Here is a 14,626-nt window from a genome sequence, read left to right as displayed (position 1 = left end):
CGCTGGTTGCGTTTGGCAGCCACGCGGAGCGGGTTCGGTCGCTGCCGCCTTGCCCCGGCGGGTGCAAGCCCCTAGATGGGCGCGATGTCCGGCGAAATCACAGACAATCGGGGCCGCGGGGATGCGGCGTGGCACTGGCCTTCGGTTCATCCCGAGGGGCGCAAGTTCGGGGTGATCGCGGCGGCGGTGGCCGCGTTCTTCGCCTTCATGGCGTGGGAGACCCTGGCCTGGCCGATCGGCTTCCTGACCCTGGGGGTCCTGGCCTTCTTCCGCGATCCGCTGCGGGTCACGCCGCAGGGTGAACGCTTCGTGGTCTCGCCAGCCGACGGGTTGATCACCCTTATCCAGAAGGTCGATCCCCCGCGTGAACTGGTGCTGGATGACGGGACAGGAACGGCCGGCCTGCCCGCCGGGCCGGTGACGCGCGTGTCGATCTTCATGTCGGTGTTCGACGTGCACATCAACCGCGCGCCGATCGGCGGCACGGTGCGCCGGGTGGTCTATATTCCAGGCCGGTTCATGAATGCCGATCTCGACAAGGCGAGTGACGAGAACGAGCGGCAGCATATCCTGATCGAACGGGCTGATGGCCAGCGCATCGGCTTCACCCAGATCGCCGGGCTGGTGGCGCGCCGGATCGTGCCCTTCGTCAAGCCGGGGGACATCCTGGCGGCGGGGCAGCGCGTGGGCCTGATCCGGTTCGGCAGCCGCGTCGACGTCTACCTGCCCGAGGGCACCGAGCCGCGCGTCCTGCTGGGCCAGCGGGTGATCGCCGGGGAAACCGTCCTGGCGGAAATCGGCCAGCAGGGCCTGATCGAGGGCGTCAGCCAGTGAGCGACGAGCCGGTGCGGCGTGCGCGCCGCGAGGCGGTGCGGCTGCCCGGGGGATTGAGCCTGCGCGCTCTGGTGCCCAATGCGATCACCGCCGCCGCCCTGGCCTCGGGCCTGACCGGCATCCGCTTCGCCATCACTGCCGCAACCGGCAGTCCGGCAACAACCACACCGGGTCTGCCGCTCGACGATTGGCAGAAGGCGGTGCTGGCGGTGATCCTGGCGGGCATGCTCGACGGGATCGACGGGCGCATTGCCCGGCTGCTCAAGGCGCAGTCCCGGTTCGGCGCCGAACTCGATAGCCTGTCCGACGTCATCTCCTTCGGGGTCGCCCCGGCGCTGATCGTGTTCCTCTGGTCGCTTCAGGACGTGCCGCGGCTCGGCTGGTTCGCCGCCCTGGCCTTCGCCATCTGCATGGCGCTACGCTTGGCCCGCTTCAACGCCCGGATCGATATGGCCGACGAGCCCCGCAAGGCCGCGGGCTTTCTCACCGGCGTGCCGGCCCCGGTCGGCGCCGGGCTGGCCTTCCTGCCGATGTACCTGTGGTTCGCCACAGGTGGCAATGACCTGTTCCGTCGCCCCGAGGTGGTTGGTGGCTGGCTGGTCGTGACGGCCTTCCTGCTCATTTCCAGCCTGCCGACGCTGAGCTGGGGGGCGATGCGCCCGCGCCGCAGTGTCCGGCTGGAGATCATCGGACTGGCAGCGCTGGTCTTTGCCGCGCTGATCAGTGAGCCGTGGACATCGCTGGCCGGGATCTGCCTGATCTATCTGATGCTGCTGCCCTATGGCTGGGTCAGCTACGCCCGGGTCAGGCGGCAGCGGGCCGGGCGGGAAGCCGAACGGGGCTGACCGCGCCGCGCACCGGCTGACGCAGCACCGGCCGGCGCAGCACCGGCATGGCGCGCGCCGGATCGCCCATCACGCGCACGTCATGACGGACCAGGGTCACCGTCGCGCTCTGCATGACGTCGCAGGCCGCCAGTTCACGCTGCAGTCGCCGGAAGGCTCCGCCATAGGTCCGCCAGGTCATGCCCAGCACCCCCAGGCCGAACAGGCCACTGGCGACGAACAGGGCGGGAAGCACGACGGCGGTAACCTGGGCGATCATCGCAAGGATCCTTTCGGTCTGACCCGAAAATCGCCGTCAGACGGCGTGTTCAGGCCATTTTATGAAATGTAATCAAAACGATGGAAGGATGTTCCCGTTTCGATCCATGCCGCCTTATGTTCCTCTCCTGTTCCGCTCGTCAAGTCCGAAATTCGCGGTTTGTTCCGATTTGTTCCAACCGGCTCATTTTAGGGTGGAATTTCCTGGGCGAAGCGGCTAGAGGCGCGGCGTCGCGGGCGGTTTGGCACGATGCCGGGTACCGCTGTCGCGGCAAATCCACACGGGAAGCACCATACCCGGTGCCGCAGCGGATCGATGGCTTTCGGGCCAACCGCACGGTTCCAGCTTCCCGGAGGTTCAACCGGAAAGGAATATCCTATGGCGGCTCCCGTCGTCACCATGCAGCAACTGATCGAGGCCGGCGCGCACTTCGGCCACCAGACCCACCGCTGGAACCCGCGGATGAAGCCGTACATCTTCGGCGCCCGCAACGGGGTTCACATCCTTGACCTGTCGCAGACCGTGCCGCTGTTCGCCCGCGCGCTCGACTTCATTTCCGCCACGGTCCAGGCCGGCGGCAAGGTGCTGTTCGTGGGCACCAAGCGCCAGGCCCAGCAGCCGATCGCCGAAGCCGCCCGCGCGTCGGGCCAGCACTTCGTCAACCACCGCTGGCTGGGCGGCATGCTCACCAACTGGAAGACCATCTCGGGCTCGATCAAGCGCCTCAAGACGCTGGAAGAGCAGCTGAACGGTGACACCACCGGGCTGACCAAGAAGGAAGTGCTGCAGCTCACCCGTGAGCGGGACAAGCTGGAGCTGTCGCTGGGCGGCATCCGCGACATGGGCGGCATCCCCGACGTGATGTTCGTGATCGACGCCAACAAGGAAGAGCTGGCGATCAAGGAAGCCAACGTCCTGGGTATCCCGGTCGTCGCGATCCTCGATTCGAACGTCTCGCCCGACGGCATCGCTTTCCCGATCCCGGCCAACGATGACGCCAGCCGCGCGATCCGCCTCTACTGCGAGACCGTTGCTGCCGCCGCCACCAAGGGTCGCCGCGAGGCCGTGATCGATTCGGGTGCCGACATCGGCGCGCTGGACAATCCGGTCGAGGACGCGATCGAGGCCTGATCCCCTGCGGGCTGCGCAAGCGGTCCGTCACACAATTGTCGCGCGCCGGGTCCAAGGGCCCGGCGCCGCTTCCATACCCAACAAGGACAAACGCCATGGCTTATACCGCCGCTGACGTGAAGAACCTGCGCGAGCGCACCGGCGCCGGCATGATGGATTGCAAGAAGGCCCTCGACGAATCCGGGGGCGATTTCGAGGCCGCGGTCGACGCGCTGCGCGCCAAGGGCCTGGCTGCCGCTGCCAAGAAGTCCAGCCGCACCGCGGCCGAGGGCCTGGTCGGCGTGGCCGTGTCGGGCACCAAGGGCGTGGCCGTCGAGGTCAACTCGGAAACCGACTTCGTCGCCAAGAACGACCAGTTCCAGGACTTCGTGCGCAAGACCACCGAGGTCGCGCTGGCCACCGGCGCCACCGAGGTCGAGGCGCTGAAGGCCGCCGCCTATCCCGATGGCGGCACCGTGGCCGACAAGCTGACCAACAACGTCGCCACCATCGGCGAGAACCAGCAGGTCCGCCGGATCAAGCACGTTGCGGTGAGCAGCGGCGTGGTCGTGCCCTACATGCACAATGCCGCCGCTCCCAACCTGGGCAAGATCGGCGTGCTGGTCGCGCTGGAGTCCGAGGCCGGAGCCGACGTGCTCGAGCCGCTTGGCAAGCAGATCGCCATGCACATCGCCGCGGCCTTCCCGCTGGCCCTGTCGGCCGACGACCTCGATCCCGAGCTGCTCGCCCGTGAGCGCAAGATCGCGGCCGAGAAGGCGGCCGAGAGCGGCAAGCCGGCCGAGGTCCAGGCCAAGATGGTCGATGGCGCCGTGGCGAAGTATGCCAAGGAGAACGCGCTGCTCAGCCAGCTGTTCGTGATGGACAACAAGACCCCGATTGCCGAGGTCGTTGCCCAGGCTGGCAAGGCCGCCGGCACCAAGATCACCCTGGTCGACTATGTCCGCTTCCAGCTCGGTGAGGGCATCGAGAAGGAAGAGTCCGACTTCGCCGCCGAAGTGGCTGCCGCCGCCGGCCTGAAGTAAGCCGACCCGAACCTGCCGGCGGATTGGCGCCGGCGCATGGGGGCGCTCCTGCGGGGGCGCCCTTTTTGCATGTCCGGTTGCCCCACCGGTTCCGGCCCCCACCGGTGCCAGCCAGCGTGGATGGCACAGGCTGGCCTGTTCGCCGCAGTCGTACCAAAACGCGACGGTTACAAAATCCCGTGCAACAGATCGGCCTCGCGGATTTACTGCAATCGGTATCATGGTTAATGCGGGTTAATGCTGCGGGAAAGGTGCGCAGCAGCGGGGGCATACAGTCATGACGTCAGGTTTCGCGAAGGGCATCCCAATGTTGGCCGGCTTGCTGGCCGCGCTGACCCTGCCGGGGCAGGCGGCGCAGGCCGCGATCCTGAGCGACGGCGGGTTCGAGCTCCAGGGGGCCGCAGTCGGCCCGGCCGGGTACTGCTACATGGGGGCGTCGGTTGCCGGATCGGCAGTCTGTGGTGCTGGCGCCTGGACCGGCGGTGGAGACGGCGGCGGTATCCAGTCTGCAAGCAACTCGGCCTGGCCGGGCATTTCGACTCCGCAGGGGTCGTACTATGGCTTTGTTCAGACCGCCGGGTTCCTGTCGCAGGTCTTCACGATCAACAGCACTGGCGACTATGTGGTGAATTGGCTCGATGCCGGTCGCGTTGCGAGTGGTGGGCAGAGCGGCAACCAGGCCTATGACGCGATCCTGACCAATCTGGCAACCAACTCGGTCACCACGCTGTCCTCCCATGCCACGACCACCGCGCAGGTCTGGACCGCGCGCGCCATGAACACGACCCTGACCGGCGGCACCAGTTACCGCCTGACCTTCCAGGGCAAGACCACCAACGACAACACCGCCTTCATCGATGCGGTCGCGGTCAATGCGGTCCCCGTCAGCGCGGTGCCGGAGCCTTCGTCATGGGGGCTGATGGTGGTTGGCTTCTGCACGCTTGCCTTCGTCATGCGCCGACGCCGCGCGCTCCATGCGCTGTCCGGTTCCGCAGCCAGCCCGCTCGCCGCCTGACCGTTCGGCGCATCGGATCACAATTCGGACCACAAGGGCGCTCCGGTGGGGCGCCCTTTTGCATGGCGTTCATGCGGTTTGCCCCCAAGCCTGCCGCGTAGGTTTCCGCTGCTGCCGAAAAGTCCGGGACCGGGGGTGCCGTGCGTTGGACCGGACCGGGACAAGGCAGGCGCGGCATGGCCCGCGGCCTTATCCAGCCTTGGCAGCAAGCCAGCCACAGTCTAAGGCGCTGCATCCCTTCAGCCGATGATCCGCGAGCACCCCGCCCGATGAGCCAGCCCCGCTACAAACGCATCCTCCTCAAGCTGTCGGGCGAGGTGCTGATGGGCAATCAGCCATTCGGGATCGACCCCGAATTCGTGGCCGAGCTGGCCAAGGAAGTGAAGGCGGCGCGCGACACCGGGCTGGAGATCTGCCTGGTGATCGGCGGGGGCAACATCTTCCGCGGCATGGCCGGCGCCGCGCGCGGGATGGACCGGGCCCAGGCCGATTACATGGGCATGCTCGCCACGGTGATGAATGCCCTGGCCATGCAGAACGCGCTGGAACAGCTGGGCGTCCACACCCGGGTCCAGTCCGCCGTGCAGATGGACCAGGTGTGCGAACCCGTCATCCGGCGCCGGGCCGAACGCCATCTGGAAAAGGGCCGGGTGGTGATCTTCGCCGCCGGCGTCGGCGCGCCCTATTTCACCACCGATTCCGGGGCCGCCCTGCGCGCGGCCGAGATGCAGTGCGACGCCCTGCTGAAGGGCACCAGCGTGGACGGCATCTATGATTCCGACCCGAAGCATAATCCCCAGGCGAAGCGTTATGATACCGTGGATTATGACACGGTTCTGGCAGATAACCTGAAGGTGATGGATGCCTCGGCCGTCGCGCTCTGCCGTGACAACGATATTCCGATCGTGGTCTTCTCGATCCGCGAAAAGGGCAACCTCGCCCGGGTTCTCGCGGGTGAGGGGACCCAGACCATCGTCCAGAAGGGAGCCTGATCCATGGCCAAGTACGACAAGGCCGATCTCGAACGTCGCATGCGTGGGGCCGTCGAGGCGCTGAAGCACGATCTGTCGGGCCTGCGCACCGGCCGCGCCAACACCGCGCTGCTCGATTCCGTGCAGGTCGAGGTCTATGGCAGCCACATGGCGCTGAACCAGGTCGCCACCGTTTCGGTGCCCGAGCCGCGGCTGCTGTCGGTGCAGGTGTGGGACCGGTCGAACGTGACCAACGTCGAAAAGGCGATCCGTTCCGCCGGCCTCGGGCTCAACCCGATCAACGATGGCAACACGCTGCGCCTGCCAATCCCCGACCTGACCGAGGAGCGGCGCAAGGAACTGGCCAAGCTGGCCAGCCAGTATGCCGAGAAGGCGCGCATCGCGATCCGCAACGTCCGCCGCGACGGGATGGACGCGCTGAAGCAGGACGAGACCAAGAAGGAAATCTCCGAGGACGAGCGCAAGCGGGCCGAGACCGACCTGCAGAAGCTGACCGACGACGTGATCAAGGCGGCTGACGAGGCCGCCGCGGCGAAGGAAAAGGAAATCCTGGGCAAGTGAGCACGGCTCCGGGCCCGGCCCATTTGCCGGACCAGACCGCGCGGGCGCCCCGCCATGTCGCCATCATCATGGATGGCAACGGGCGGTGGGCCAAGCAGCGCTTTCTGCCGCGCGCGGTCGGGCATCAGCGGGGTGTCGAGGCCGTGCGCCGCGTGGTCCGCCGGGCGGGTGAGCTCGGGCTCGATGCCCTGACGCTCTATGCCTTCTCGACCGAGAACTGGCGGCGTCCGGAAGACGAGATTTCGGCCCTGATGGGACTGCTCAAGCGGTTCCTTGTGTCCGAGCTGGACGAGATCGCCGGCAATGGCGTGCGGCTGCGGGTGATCGGCGATCACACCGCCTTCGGTGACGAGCTCAAGGACCTGATCGACGGCGCCTTGGCGCGGACCGCGACCAACACCGGGCTCAACCTGGTGATCGCCCTGAACTATGGGTCGCAGGACGAGATCGCCCGGGCTGCGGCGCGGGCCGCGGCGGTGGGGCCGGTGACCCCGGAGACAATCGAGGCCCATCTCGACACGGCCGGGCTCCCCCCGCTCGATCTGCTGATCCGGACTTCGGGGGAGGTTCGGCTGTCCAATTTCCTGCTGTGGCAAGCGGCCTATGCCGAAATGCTGTTCGTAGACGTGCTCTGGCCCGATTTCGGGGCCGGGCATCTGGACGCCGCCCTGTCGGAATTCGCGGCGCGGGAGCGGCGTTTTGGCGGACGCTGACTTGCGTGCTAGGCTTCGCGCGGCACAAGACGAAAGCGGGGGCGCGATGATCGGGGTGGAGCATGGCTGAGGCGGGGTCCGCGGCGGGAACGGCAGCACCGAGCGACTTGCTGGTCCGGACCGCATCCGCCCTGGCGATGGTGGCCGTGGCCGGAGCCGCCCTGTGGCTGGGGGGCATGGTCTGGACGGTGTTCGTCGCACTGGTCGCAGCCGGTGTCCTGTTCGAATGGTCCCGCCTGGTCCTGGCCTTCGTGCCGGGCACGCCGGGGCGGCTGCTCTGGCACGTCGGCGGGCTGGTCTATGTTGGCCTGGCCACCGCCACGCTGCTGGTGATGCGGCTGGGGTTCGGGATGGTCCCCGTGCTGATCTCGGTGGGCGTGGTGATCGCGATCGATGTCGGTGCCTATGCCTTCGGGCGGACCCTGGGGGGACCCAAGATCGCGCCGTCGATCAGCCCTTCCAAGACCTGGGCCGGACTGCTGGGGGCGGTGATCGGGGCCATGATCGTGATGCATTTCGCCCATCGGGGCGATTGGGGGCTTACCCTTGCCGGGCTGCCGATCGCGGTGGTCGCCCAGGCGGGTGATTTCTTCGAGAGCTGGATGAAGCGGCGTGCGGGCGTGAAGGATTCGTCCCGCCTGATCCCCGGGCATGGCGGCCTGTTCGATCGTGTCGACGGACTGCTGGCCGTGCTGTTTCTGATCGGCTTGGGGGCCGTGGTCGGCAAGGTGGCGGCATGACGGTGCGGACAATTTCGGTGCTGGGCGCCACGGGCTCGATCGGCGCCTCGACCCTCGATCTGATCCGGCGCGACCGCGCCGCCTGGCGGGTCGTTGCGCTGACCGCCAACGGCAATGCGCTGGCGCTGGCGCAACTGGCGATCGAATTCGCTGCGGAGGTGGCGGTCGTGGCCGAGGAGACCGCGCTGCCCGCGCTGCGCGAGGCCCTGGCCGGGACCGGGATCGCGGCGGCTGCGGGCGAGGCGGCGCTGATCGAGGCGGCGGCGCGCGGGGCGGACCTGACCGTCGCGGCGATTGTCGGCTGTGCCGGGCTGGCGCCGACCATGGCCGCGATCGAGCAGGGCAAGACCGTCGCGCTGGCCAACAAGGAAGCGCTGGTCTCGGCCGGCGAGGTGATGACCGCGGCGGTGCTGCGCTCTGGCGCCACGCTGCTGCCGGTCGATTCTGAACACAATGCGATCTTCCAGTGCCTGGCCGGCAACGACATGGCCGATGTCCGCTGGATCACCCTGACGGCCAGCGGCGGCCCGTTCCGCGACTGGCCGCTCGAACGGCTGGCCCATGCCACCCCGGCCGAGGCGGTCAAGCATCCCAACTGGTCGATGGGCGCCAAGATCAGCGTCGATTCCGCGACGATGATGAACAAGGGCCTGGAGTACATCGAGGCCTTCCACCTCTTTCCGGTCGGGATCGAGCGGCTGCGGATCATCGTCCACCCGCAGTCGGTTGTCCATTCGATGGTCGAGTACCGTGACGGATCGACCCTGGCCCAGCTCGGCCCGTCCGACATGCGGGTGCCGATCGCCTCGGCCCTGGCCTGGCCGCGGCGGATGGACACGCCTTGCGCCCCGCTGGATCTTGCCGCCATCGGCGAGCTGACCTTCCGTGCCCCCGACGAAGTGCGGTTCCCGGCGACCCGCCTGGCCCGTGAGGCGGCCCATGCCGGGGGCGCCATTCCCGCGGTGCTGAACGCCGCCAACGAGGTGGCTGTGGCAGCCTTCCTTGCCGGCAAGCTTGCGTTCACCTCCATAGCGGCACAGGTCGAAGCGTCGCTGGGCCGCTACGCGCCGCCGGCCCCGGCCTCGCTGGCCGATGTCATCGCGGTCGACGCCGAGGCGCGGGCGCGGACCCTTGAACTGCTGGAGCCTGCCTGACCGTCATGCCGCATACCCCGTCCCTGCTGATCACGATCGTCGGCTTCATCCTGCTGCTCGGCCCGCTGGTCGTGATCCACGAGCTGGGCCACTACTGGGTGGGGCGCTGGTGCGGGGTCAAGGCCGAGGCCTTCTCCGTCGGTTTCGGGCGCGAGCTGTTCGGGCGCACCGACCGGCGCGGGACGCGGTGGAAGCTGTCGGCCATTCCGCTGGGGGGCTATGTCCAGTTCGCGGGCGACATGGATCCGACCTCGCGGCCGGACGACGCGAAGTTTGCCCACCTCACGCCCGCAGAACGAGCCGAGACCTTCAACGCGGCACCGCTCTGGCAACGCACCCTGATCGTCGCCGCCGGACCGTTCACCAACCTGCTGTTCGCGGTGCTGATCTTCGCGGCGTTCAATCTGGCGTTCGGCAAGATCGTCTCCCCGCCGGTGGTCGGCCACTTCGCCGAACAGGCACCGGCCCGCGAGGCCGGGATCCGGGTGGGCGACCGGATCGTCGCGATCGACGGGACGCGGGTCGAGCAGTTCCCCGACATCGTCGCCCTGGTGGTGCCCTATCCCGGACGGACCGTGTCGGTCGCGATCGACCGCGGCGGCCGGCAACTGATCCTGTCGGTGCCGCTGTTGGCTCATGTCGAGCGGGACAAGTTCGGCAACGAGAGCCGGATCGGACGGCTCGGGATCTCGCCCGCGCAGGCGCGGATCGCCCCGCTCGGGCCCGGTGAGGCGGTGACCCTGGCGGGCAGGCAGACCTGGAGCATCATGCGCATGCTGGTGGTCGGGGTGCAGCAGATCGTCACCGGCGAACGCTCGGTCAAGGAACTGGGCGGGCCGATCAAGACCGCCAAGTATTCGGGCGAACAGCTCAGCCTGGGCTGGCTCTCGTTCGTCTCGTTCGCGGCGTTCATCTCGATTAACTTGGCATTCATCAACCTCTTGCCAATTCCTGCGCTCGACGGTGGGCATCTGGCGTTCTACGCGGCCGAGGCGATCCGCCGCCGGCCACTGGGCGCCCGCAGTCAGAACTGGGCGTTCCGCACCGGGTTGGCCTTTGTGCTGGCACTGATGCTGTTCGTGACACTGAACGACCTTGTCTCGCTGCTCCCGATGGGCCGCGGGTGAGCCGTTCAACACCGAAGGCCGGGCATAACCTTGCCCCTCAAACCATGTGGAGCCGGACTGTTTGCTTGATTGGCGAGGCCGCATCGGGCAGAGGGCAGCGACTGTCCCGAGCCCGGTGTCGGCGCGGGCGGGCAGTCGGGTGGACGCGGACAAGATCGGGATACTGGCGTCGATGAAGGGACGGACCATGGCTCAACACACGGCAGGGCGCCGTTCTTCCGCGCTGGTGCTGGGCTTGCTGGGCACGAGCTTCCTCGCGCCGGTGGCCGTGCTGGCCCAGCCGGCCGCTGCGCCTGCTCCTGCCGCCGCGCCGGCCGCGACCCCGGCACCCGCGGCGACCGTGATCCAGCGGATCGAGGTGATCGGCAACCAGCGGCTCGAGCCCGACACGATCATTTCGTACATCCGCCTGCGCAACGGGCAGGCCTACAGCGAAACCTCGGCGGACCAGGCGCTGAAGGACCTCTACGCCACCGAACTGTTCGCCGACGTGCAGATCCGCCAGGCGAATGGCATCGTGACCGTGCAGGTCAAGGAAAACCCGGTGATCAACCGGATCATCTTCGAGGGCAACAAGCGCCTGAAGGAAGACAAGATCTCGCCCGAGATCAAGCTGGCGCCGCGCCAGATCTTCACCCGGTCGAAGGTCCGTGCCGACGTGGCCCGCATCATCGAGCTGTACAAGCGCCAGGGCCGCTTCGCCGCCACGGTCGAACCGAAGATGGTCCAGCTCGACCAGAACCGCGTCGACATCGTGTTCGAGATCAGCGAGGGCCCGAAGTCCAAGGTCCGCCAGATCAACATCCTCGGCAACGAGGTGTTCTCGGACGGCGAACTGCGCAGCGAGATGGTGACCAAGCAGTCGCGCGCGTTCCGTTTCCTGTCGTCGCGCACCAGCTACGATCCGGACCGTCTGGCCTATGACCAGCAGAAGCTCCGCCAGTTCTACCTGACCAAGGGCTATGCCGATTTCCGCGTGGTGTCGGCCGTGGCCGAGCTTACGCCGGACAAGCATGACTTCATCATCACTTACGTGGTCGAGGAAGGAAAGCGCTACAAGTTCGGCGACGTGAAGGTGGAAAGCCAGTTGCGCGACTTCGATGGCGACGTGCTGGCCAAGCAACTGCCGATGAAGAAGGATGACTGGTACAACGCGAAGATGGTCGAAGACACCATCGACAAGCTGAACCAGACGGCCGGGGCCTTCGGTTACGCCTTCGCGGACGTGCGCCCGTCGTACGATCGCAACAAGGATGATCTCACCATGGGGATCACCTTCCAGATCGCCGAGGCACCGCGGGTCTATGTCGAGCGGATCGACGTCAACGGCAACACGCTGACCCAGGACAAGGTGGTCCGCCGCGAGTTCCGTCTGGCCGAGGGCGATGCGTTCAACTCGCTCCAGGTCAAGCGTTCGACCAACCGCATCAAGTCGCTCGGCTACTTCCAGGAGAAGTTCGAGGTCGAACAGAAGCCGGGCTCGGCGCCGGACCGGATCGTGCTCGAGGCCAACGTCGAGGAACGCCCCACCGGCGAACTGCAGTTGTCGGCGGGCTTCTCGTCGATCGAGAGCTTCATCCTCCAGGCCTCGGTCCAGCAACGCAACTTCCGTGGCCGTGGCCAGACGATCGGCACCAGCGTGTCCTATTCGCGCTATTCGAAGAGCGTCGAGCTGAGCTTCACCGAGCCCTACGTGTTCGATCGCAACGTCTCGTTCGGCGGCAACATCTACCGGCGCGACTTCAACAGCTTCAACTTCACCGGGCAGAACCGCAACAACATCTACCAGCAGCGCACCACCGGCTTCCAGCTCCGTCTGGGCCTGCCGCTGACCGAATACATGAGCCTGGTCGGGCGCTACACGCTCAACCTCGATGACGTGACGCTGGATCGCGACATCTATTACAAGAAGGACGCCGCCGGGAATCCCACCAACGAGTGCGATCCCGCTTTCGCCGGCCGCTATCTGTGCGACGCGATCGGCAAGCGCACCAGCTCGATCCTCGGCACCTCGCTGATTTACGATACGCTGGACAACCGCGTGCGGCCGACCCGCGGCGTGACTGCGGCGGTCAGTGCCGATTTCTCGGGCCTGGGCGGCAATGTCCGCTATGCCCGGTTCCGTGCCAATGCGGCGCGGTTCTTCCCGGTGGGCAAGGGCTTCATCTTCTCGCTTTCGGGCGAGGGCGGGGCGATCAAGGCGCTCAAGAAGCGCGTCGATGCCTCGGGCAACCGGGTCGAGGATGTCTACCTGACCGACCGCTTCTATCTGGGTGAGCCCGAGTTCCGCGGCTTCGACATCCGCGGCGTGGGGCCGCGCATCGTGCGCAAGCCGGTGGCGGTGGACGCCAACGGCGCGGTCATTCCGAACACCTTCATCGAAACCCGCGACCGTTGGCAGGACGACGCGATCGGCGGGCGCTATTACTACCAGGGCCGTGCCGAGCTGGAGATCCCGCTGGGGTCCGGCGCCCGCGAAATGGGTATCCGTCCGTCGATCTTCGCCGATATCGGCGCGGTCTGGGGTATCCGCACGCCTGAACTGAACGACGTGTACCAGCAGACCTGCCCGGTGACGAACACCGACGGCACCCAGGGCACCACCACCACGAGCGGCACGACCAAGGCCGGTCAGCCCTTCGTGCCGAGCACGGGCTGCACCGCCGGTTCGCTGATCTCGCGCGAGTTCTTCTTTGGCAACAGCATCCGCCCGCGTCTCGCCGTGGGTGTCGGCTTCAACTGGAATTCGCCCTTCGGGCCGTTCCGCCTGAACTTCGCCAGGGCGCTGATGACGCAGCCTGGTGACGATCCCAAGACTTTCACTTTCAACGTAGGAACCCAGTTCTGATGAGCAAGTACCTGATTCCGGCTGCCGTTGCGGCCACTCTCGCTGCCGTTTCGCCGGTCCAGGCGCAGCAGGCCGTCGCTCCCGCCAAGGTGGCCGTGGTCGACCTCGATCGCATCACCCGCGAATGCAACGCCTGCAAGACCGCTGCTGCCGCGCTGCAGCAGCAGGTTGCCGCGTATGAATCGCGCGCCCAGCAGTTGCAGTCCAGCCTCGGGCCCGAGGCCCAGTACCTGGACGGCGCGCTGAAGGCGCTGGGCGGCAAGGAGCCCGATGCGGCGCTGAAGACCCGCATCGAAACCTTCCAGCGCAACCAGCAGGCGGCCGCGCAGGAACTGCAGGGCCAGCAGCAGACGATCCAGCGCAACCAGGCCTATGTCCGCGAGCAGTTGCTGACCAAGCTGCAGGGGCTGTATGTTCCGACCATGACCAAGCGCGGCGCGACCGTGCTGATCGAGGTTGGCACCACCCTGGCCTATGATCCCCAGTTCGACGTGACCAACGATCTGCTCGCTGCGGTCAACGCCTCGCTGACCTCGCTGCAGGCCGTGGCTCCGGCCCAGCCGGCCCAGGGCCAGGCCCCGGCCGCACCGGCCGCCCCGCGTCCGACCACCCAGACCCCTCCGGGTCGCTGATCGCGCCGGGATCGGGAGCATGACGGAAGAGAATGCGGCAGCCCCTGCCGCCAAGACCCTCGACATCCGGGGCGTTCTTGCGGCGCTGCCGCATCGCTATCCGATGCTGCTCGTCGATCGCGTGGCCGATCTCGTCGTCGACGAGCGGATTCACGCGATCAAGGCGGTCAGCTTCAACGAGGATTTCTTCCAGGGACACTTCCCGGGACGCCCGATCATGCCGGGGGTCCTGCAGATCGAGGCCCTGGCCCAGGCGGCCGGGGTCCTCGCGGTGGAGAGCCTGGGCCTCGCCGGATCGGGCAAGCTGGTCTACTTCATGGCGATCGAGGAGGCCAAGTTCCGCGCTCCGGTGGAACCCGGGGTGCTGCTCGACCTGCACGTCGCCTTTGTCCAGAAGCGGGCCCGGGTGTGCAAGTTCGAGGGCCGGGCGATGATCGGTGACAAGGTCACCTGCGAGGTCAAGTTCACCGCGATGATCGCCGACCCGCCCGAAGGTTGAGATCGGGCAGCTTATTGGTGCAAGTCTGGCGCGTGGGCTTCGACACGCTCAGCGTGAGCGGGTTTGGTCGATTGGCCCCTCCCGCCGGATTGGGCCTCCATCCTCCGTATCACCCCAAAGCCCGCTCAGCCTGAGCGTGTCGAAGGCCACGCGCGACCTGGGTCCACCAAGCCTTGCCTTTTCCCGCGGTCGCCGCTATGCGCGCAGCTTCCCGTTTCCAGGCCGGTCGGAACCGGCCACAGCGAAAGACGAGA

Annotated in this window: 15 protein-coding genes; 14 read left to right on the top strand and 1 reads right to left on the bottom strand. The window is 67.2% G+C overall.

All coding sequences use genetic code 11. The features are described 5' to 3' along the window. Window positions 1-84 precede the first annotated feature (84 nt). On the top strand, window positions 85-834 hold the full coding sequence (locus H7F49_RS02820; RefSeq protein ID WP_185682050.1) for a phosphatidylserine decarboxylase: 750 nt from the start codon (window positions 85-87) through the stop codon (window positions 832-834). Next, entirely contained in the window at window positions 831-1,679 is an 849-nt protein-coding gene (locus H7F49_RS02815; protein WP_185682049.1) for a CDP-alcohol phosphatidyltransferase family protein, read from the top strand. Before H7F49_RS02820 ends, H7F49_RS02815 begins: the two co-directional genes overlap by 4 nt. Here H7F49_RS02815 and H7F49_RS02810 read toward each other — a convergent pair. Further along, window positions 1,639-1,938, bottom strand: coding sequence for a hypothetical protein (locus H7F49_RS02810; RefSeq protein ID WP_185682048.1), 300 nt, complete (start codon window positions 1,936-1,938; stop codon window positions 1,639-1,641). The genes H7F49_RS02815 and H7F49_RS02810 overlap by 41 nt on opposite strands. A 378-nt stretch (window positions 1,939-2,316) precedes the next feature. Between H7F49_RS02810 and rpsB the strand changes: the two genes are divergently transcribed. From rpsB to fabZ, 12 genes are all read left to right on the top strand, one after another. Beyond that, window positions 2,317-3,069 carry a 30S ribosomal protein S2 gene (rpsB, locus tag H7F49_RS02805; RefSeq protein WP_185682047.1) on the top strand — a complete coding sequence of 251 codons (753 nt, stop codon included), beginning with the start codon at window positions 2,317-2,319 and terminating at the stop codon, window positions 3,067-3,069. A 95-nt stretch (window positions 3,070-3,164) separates the two neighbouring features. Continuing rightward, window positions 3,165-4,091 carry a translation elongation factor Ts gene (gene tsf, locus H7F49_RS02800; RefSeq protein ID WP_185682046.1) on the top strand — a complete coding sequence of 309 codons (927 nt, stop codon included), beginning with the start codon at window positions 3,165-3,167 and terminating at the stop codon, window positions 4,089-4,091. A 307-nt stretch (window positions 4,092-4,398) separates the two neighbouring features. Further along, window positions 4,399-5,106 carry a PEP-CTERM sorting domain-containing protein gene (locus tag H7F49_RS02795; protein ID WP_185682045.1) on the top strand — a complete coding sequence of 236 codons (708 nt, stop codon included), beginning with the start codon at window positions 4,399-4,401 and terminating at the stop codon, window positions 5,104-5,106. A gap of 269 nt (window positions 5,107-5,375) precedes the next feature. Beyond that, window positions 5,376-6,098: a UMP kinase gene (pyrH, locus tag H7F49_RS02790; RefSeq protein WP_185682044.1), complete on the top strand. Its 723-nt coding sequence runs from the start codon at window positions 5,376-5,378 to the stop codon at window positions 6,096-6,098. A gap of 3 nt (window positions 6,099-6,101) precedes the next feature. After that, window positions 6,102-6,659, top strand: a complete 558-nt coding sequence (gene frr / locus H7F49_RS02785; RefSeq protein ID WP_185682043.1) for a ribosome recycling factor — start codon at window positions 6,102-6,104, stop codon at window positions 6,657-6,659. Continuing rightward, window positions 6,656-7,372 (top strand): polyprenyl diphosphate synthase, encoded by a 717-nt coding sequence (gene uppS, locus H7F49_RS02780; protein ID WP_328806479.1) that lies wholly within the window; start codon window positions 6,656-6,658, stop codon window positions 7,370-7,372. Before frr ends, uppS begins: the two co-directional genes overlap by 4 nt. A gap of 62 nt (window positions 7,373-7,434) precedes the next feature. Continuing rightward, the gene (locus tag H7F49_RS02775) at window positions 7,435-8,112 is read left to right on the top strand and encodes a phosphatidate cytidylyltransferase (protein WP_185682042.1); all 678 of its coding nucleotides are present in this window, start codon (window positions 7,435-7,437) and stop codon (window positions 8,110-8,112) included. Continuing rightward, on the top strand, window positions 8,109-9,266 hold the full coding sequence (gene dxr, locus H7F49_RS02770) for a 1-deoxy-D-xylulose-5-phosphate reductoisomerase (protein ID WP_185682041.1): 1,158 nt from the start codon (window positions 8,109-8,111) through the stop codon (window positions 9,264-9,266). Before H7F49_RS02775 ends, dxr begins: the two co-directional genes overlap by 4 nt. Window positions 9,267-9,271: 5 nt before the next feature. After that, a complete protein-coding gene (gene rseP, locus H7F49_RS02765; RefSeq protein ID WP_185682040.1) occupies window positions 9,272-10,393 on the top strand; it encodes an RIP metalloprotease RseP in 1,122 nt (373 codons plus the stop codon). Between the two features lie 187 nt (window positions 10,394-10,580). Further along, window positions 10,581-13,241, top strand: a complete 2,661-nt coding sequence (bamA, locus tag H7F49_RS02760) for an outer membrane protein assembly factor BamA (RefSeq protein WP_185682039.1) — start codon at window positions 10,581-10,583, stop codon at window positions 13,239-13,241. After that, the gene (locus H7F49_RS02755; RefSeq protein ID WP_185682038.1) at window positions 13,241-13,873 is read left to right on the top strand and encodes an OmpH family outer membrane protein; all 633 of its coding nucleotides are present in this window, start codon (window positions 13,241-13,243) and stop codon (window positions 13,871-13,873) included. The genes bamA and H7F49_RS02755 overlap by 1 nt, the downstream gene beginning before the upstream one ends. 19 nt (window positions 13,874-13,892) lie before the next feature. Continuing rightward, window positions 13,893-14,372, top strand: a complete 480-nt coding sequence (gene fabZ / locus H7F49_RS02750) for a 3-hydroxyacyl-ACP dehydratase FabZ (RefSeq protein WP_185682037.1) — start codon at window positions 13,893-13,895, stop codon at window positions 14,370-14,372. The last annotated feature ends 254 nt before the right edge of the window (window positions 14,373-14,626 follow it).

Source organism: Novosphingobium aerophilum, from assembly GCF_014230305.1.
GTDB lineage: Bacteria > Pseudomonadota > Alphaproteobacteria > Sphingomonadales > Sphingomonadaceae > Novosphingobium > Novosphingobium aerophilum.
Note: the sequence above shows the minus strand (reverse complement) of the source record. Positions and strands in the feature narration are given on the sequence as shown.

What these genes read in the sequence shown, in the direction of transcription:
- dxr (WP_185682041.1), top strand. Translation starts at nt 8,109, where the DNA reads ATGACGGTGCGGACAATTTCGGTGCTGGGCGCCACGGGCTCGATCGGC.
- frr (WP_185682043.1), top strand. Translation starts at nt 6,102, where the DNA reads ATGGCCAAGTACGACAAGGCCGATCTCGAACGTCGCATGCGTGGGGCC.
- fabZ (WP_185682037.1), top strand. Translation starts at nt 13,893, where the DNA reads ATGACGGAAGAGAATGCGGCAGCCCCTGCCGCCAAGACCCTCGACATC.
- H7F49_RS02810 (WP_185682048.1), bottom strand. Translation starts at nt 1,938, where the DNA reads ATGATCGCCCAGGTTACCGCCGTCGTGCTTCCCGCCCTGTTCGTCGCC.
- bamA (WP_185682039.1), top strand. Translation starts at nt 10,581, where the DNA reads ATGGCTCAACACACGGCAGGGCGCCGTTCTTCCGCGCTGGTGCTGGGC.
- H7F49_RS02755 (WP_185682038.1), top strand. Translation starts at nt 13,241, where the DNA reads ATGAGCAAGTACCTGATTCCGGCTGCCGTTGCGGCCACTCTCGCTGCC.
- H7F49_RS02820 (WP_185682050.1), top strand. Translation starts at nt 85, where the DNA reads ATGTCCGGCGAAATCACAGACAATCGGGGCCGCGGGGATGCGGCGTGG.
- pyrH (WP_185682044.1), top strand. Translation starts at nt 5,376, where the DNA reads ATGAGCCAGCCCCGCTACAAACGCATCCTCCTCAAGCTGTCGGGCGAG.
- rseP (WP_185682040.1), top strand. Translation starts at nt 9,272, where the DNA reads ATGCCGCATACCCCGTCCCTGCTGATCACGATCGTCGGCTTCATCCTG.
- rpsB (WP_185682047.1), top strand. Translation starts at nt 2,317, where the DNA reads ATGGCGGCTCCCGTCGTCACCATGCAGCAACTGATCGAGGCCGGCGCG.
- tsf (WP_185682046.1), top strand. Translation starts at nt 3,165, where the DNA reads ATGGCTTATACCGCCGCTGACGTGAAGAACCTGCGCGAGCGCACCGGC.
- H7F49_RS02795 (WP_185682045.1), top strand. Translation starts at nt 4,399, where the DNA reads ATGTTGGCCGGCTTGCTGGCCGCGCTGACCCTGCCGGGGCAGGCGGCG.
- H7F49_RS02775 (WP_185682042.1), top strand. Translation starts at nt 7,435, where the DNA reads ATGGCTGAGGCGGGGTCCGCGGCGGGAACGGCAGCACCGAGCGACTTG.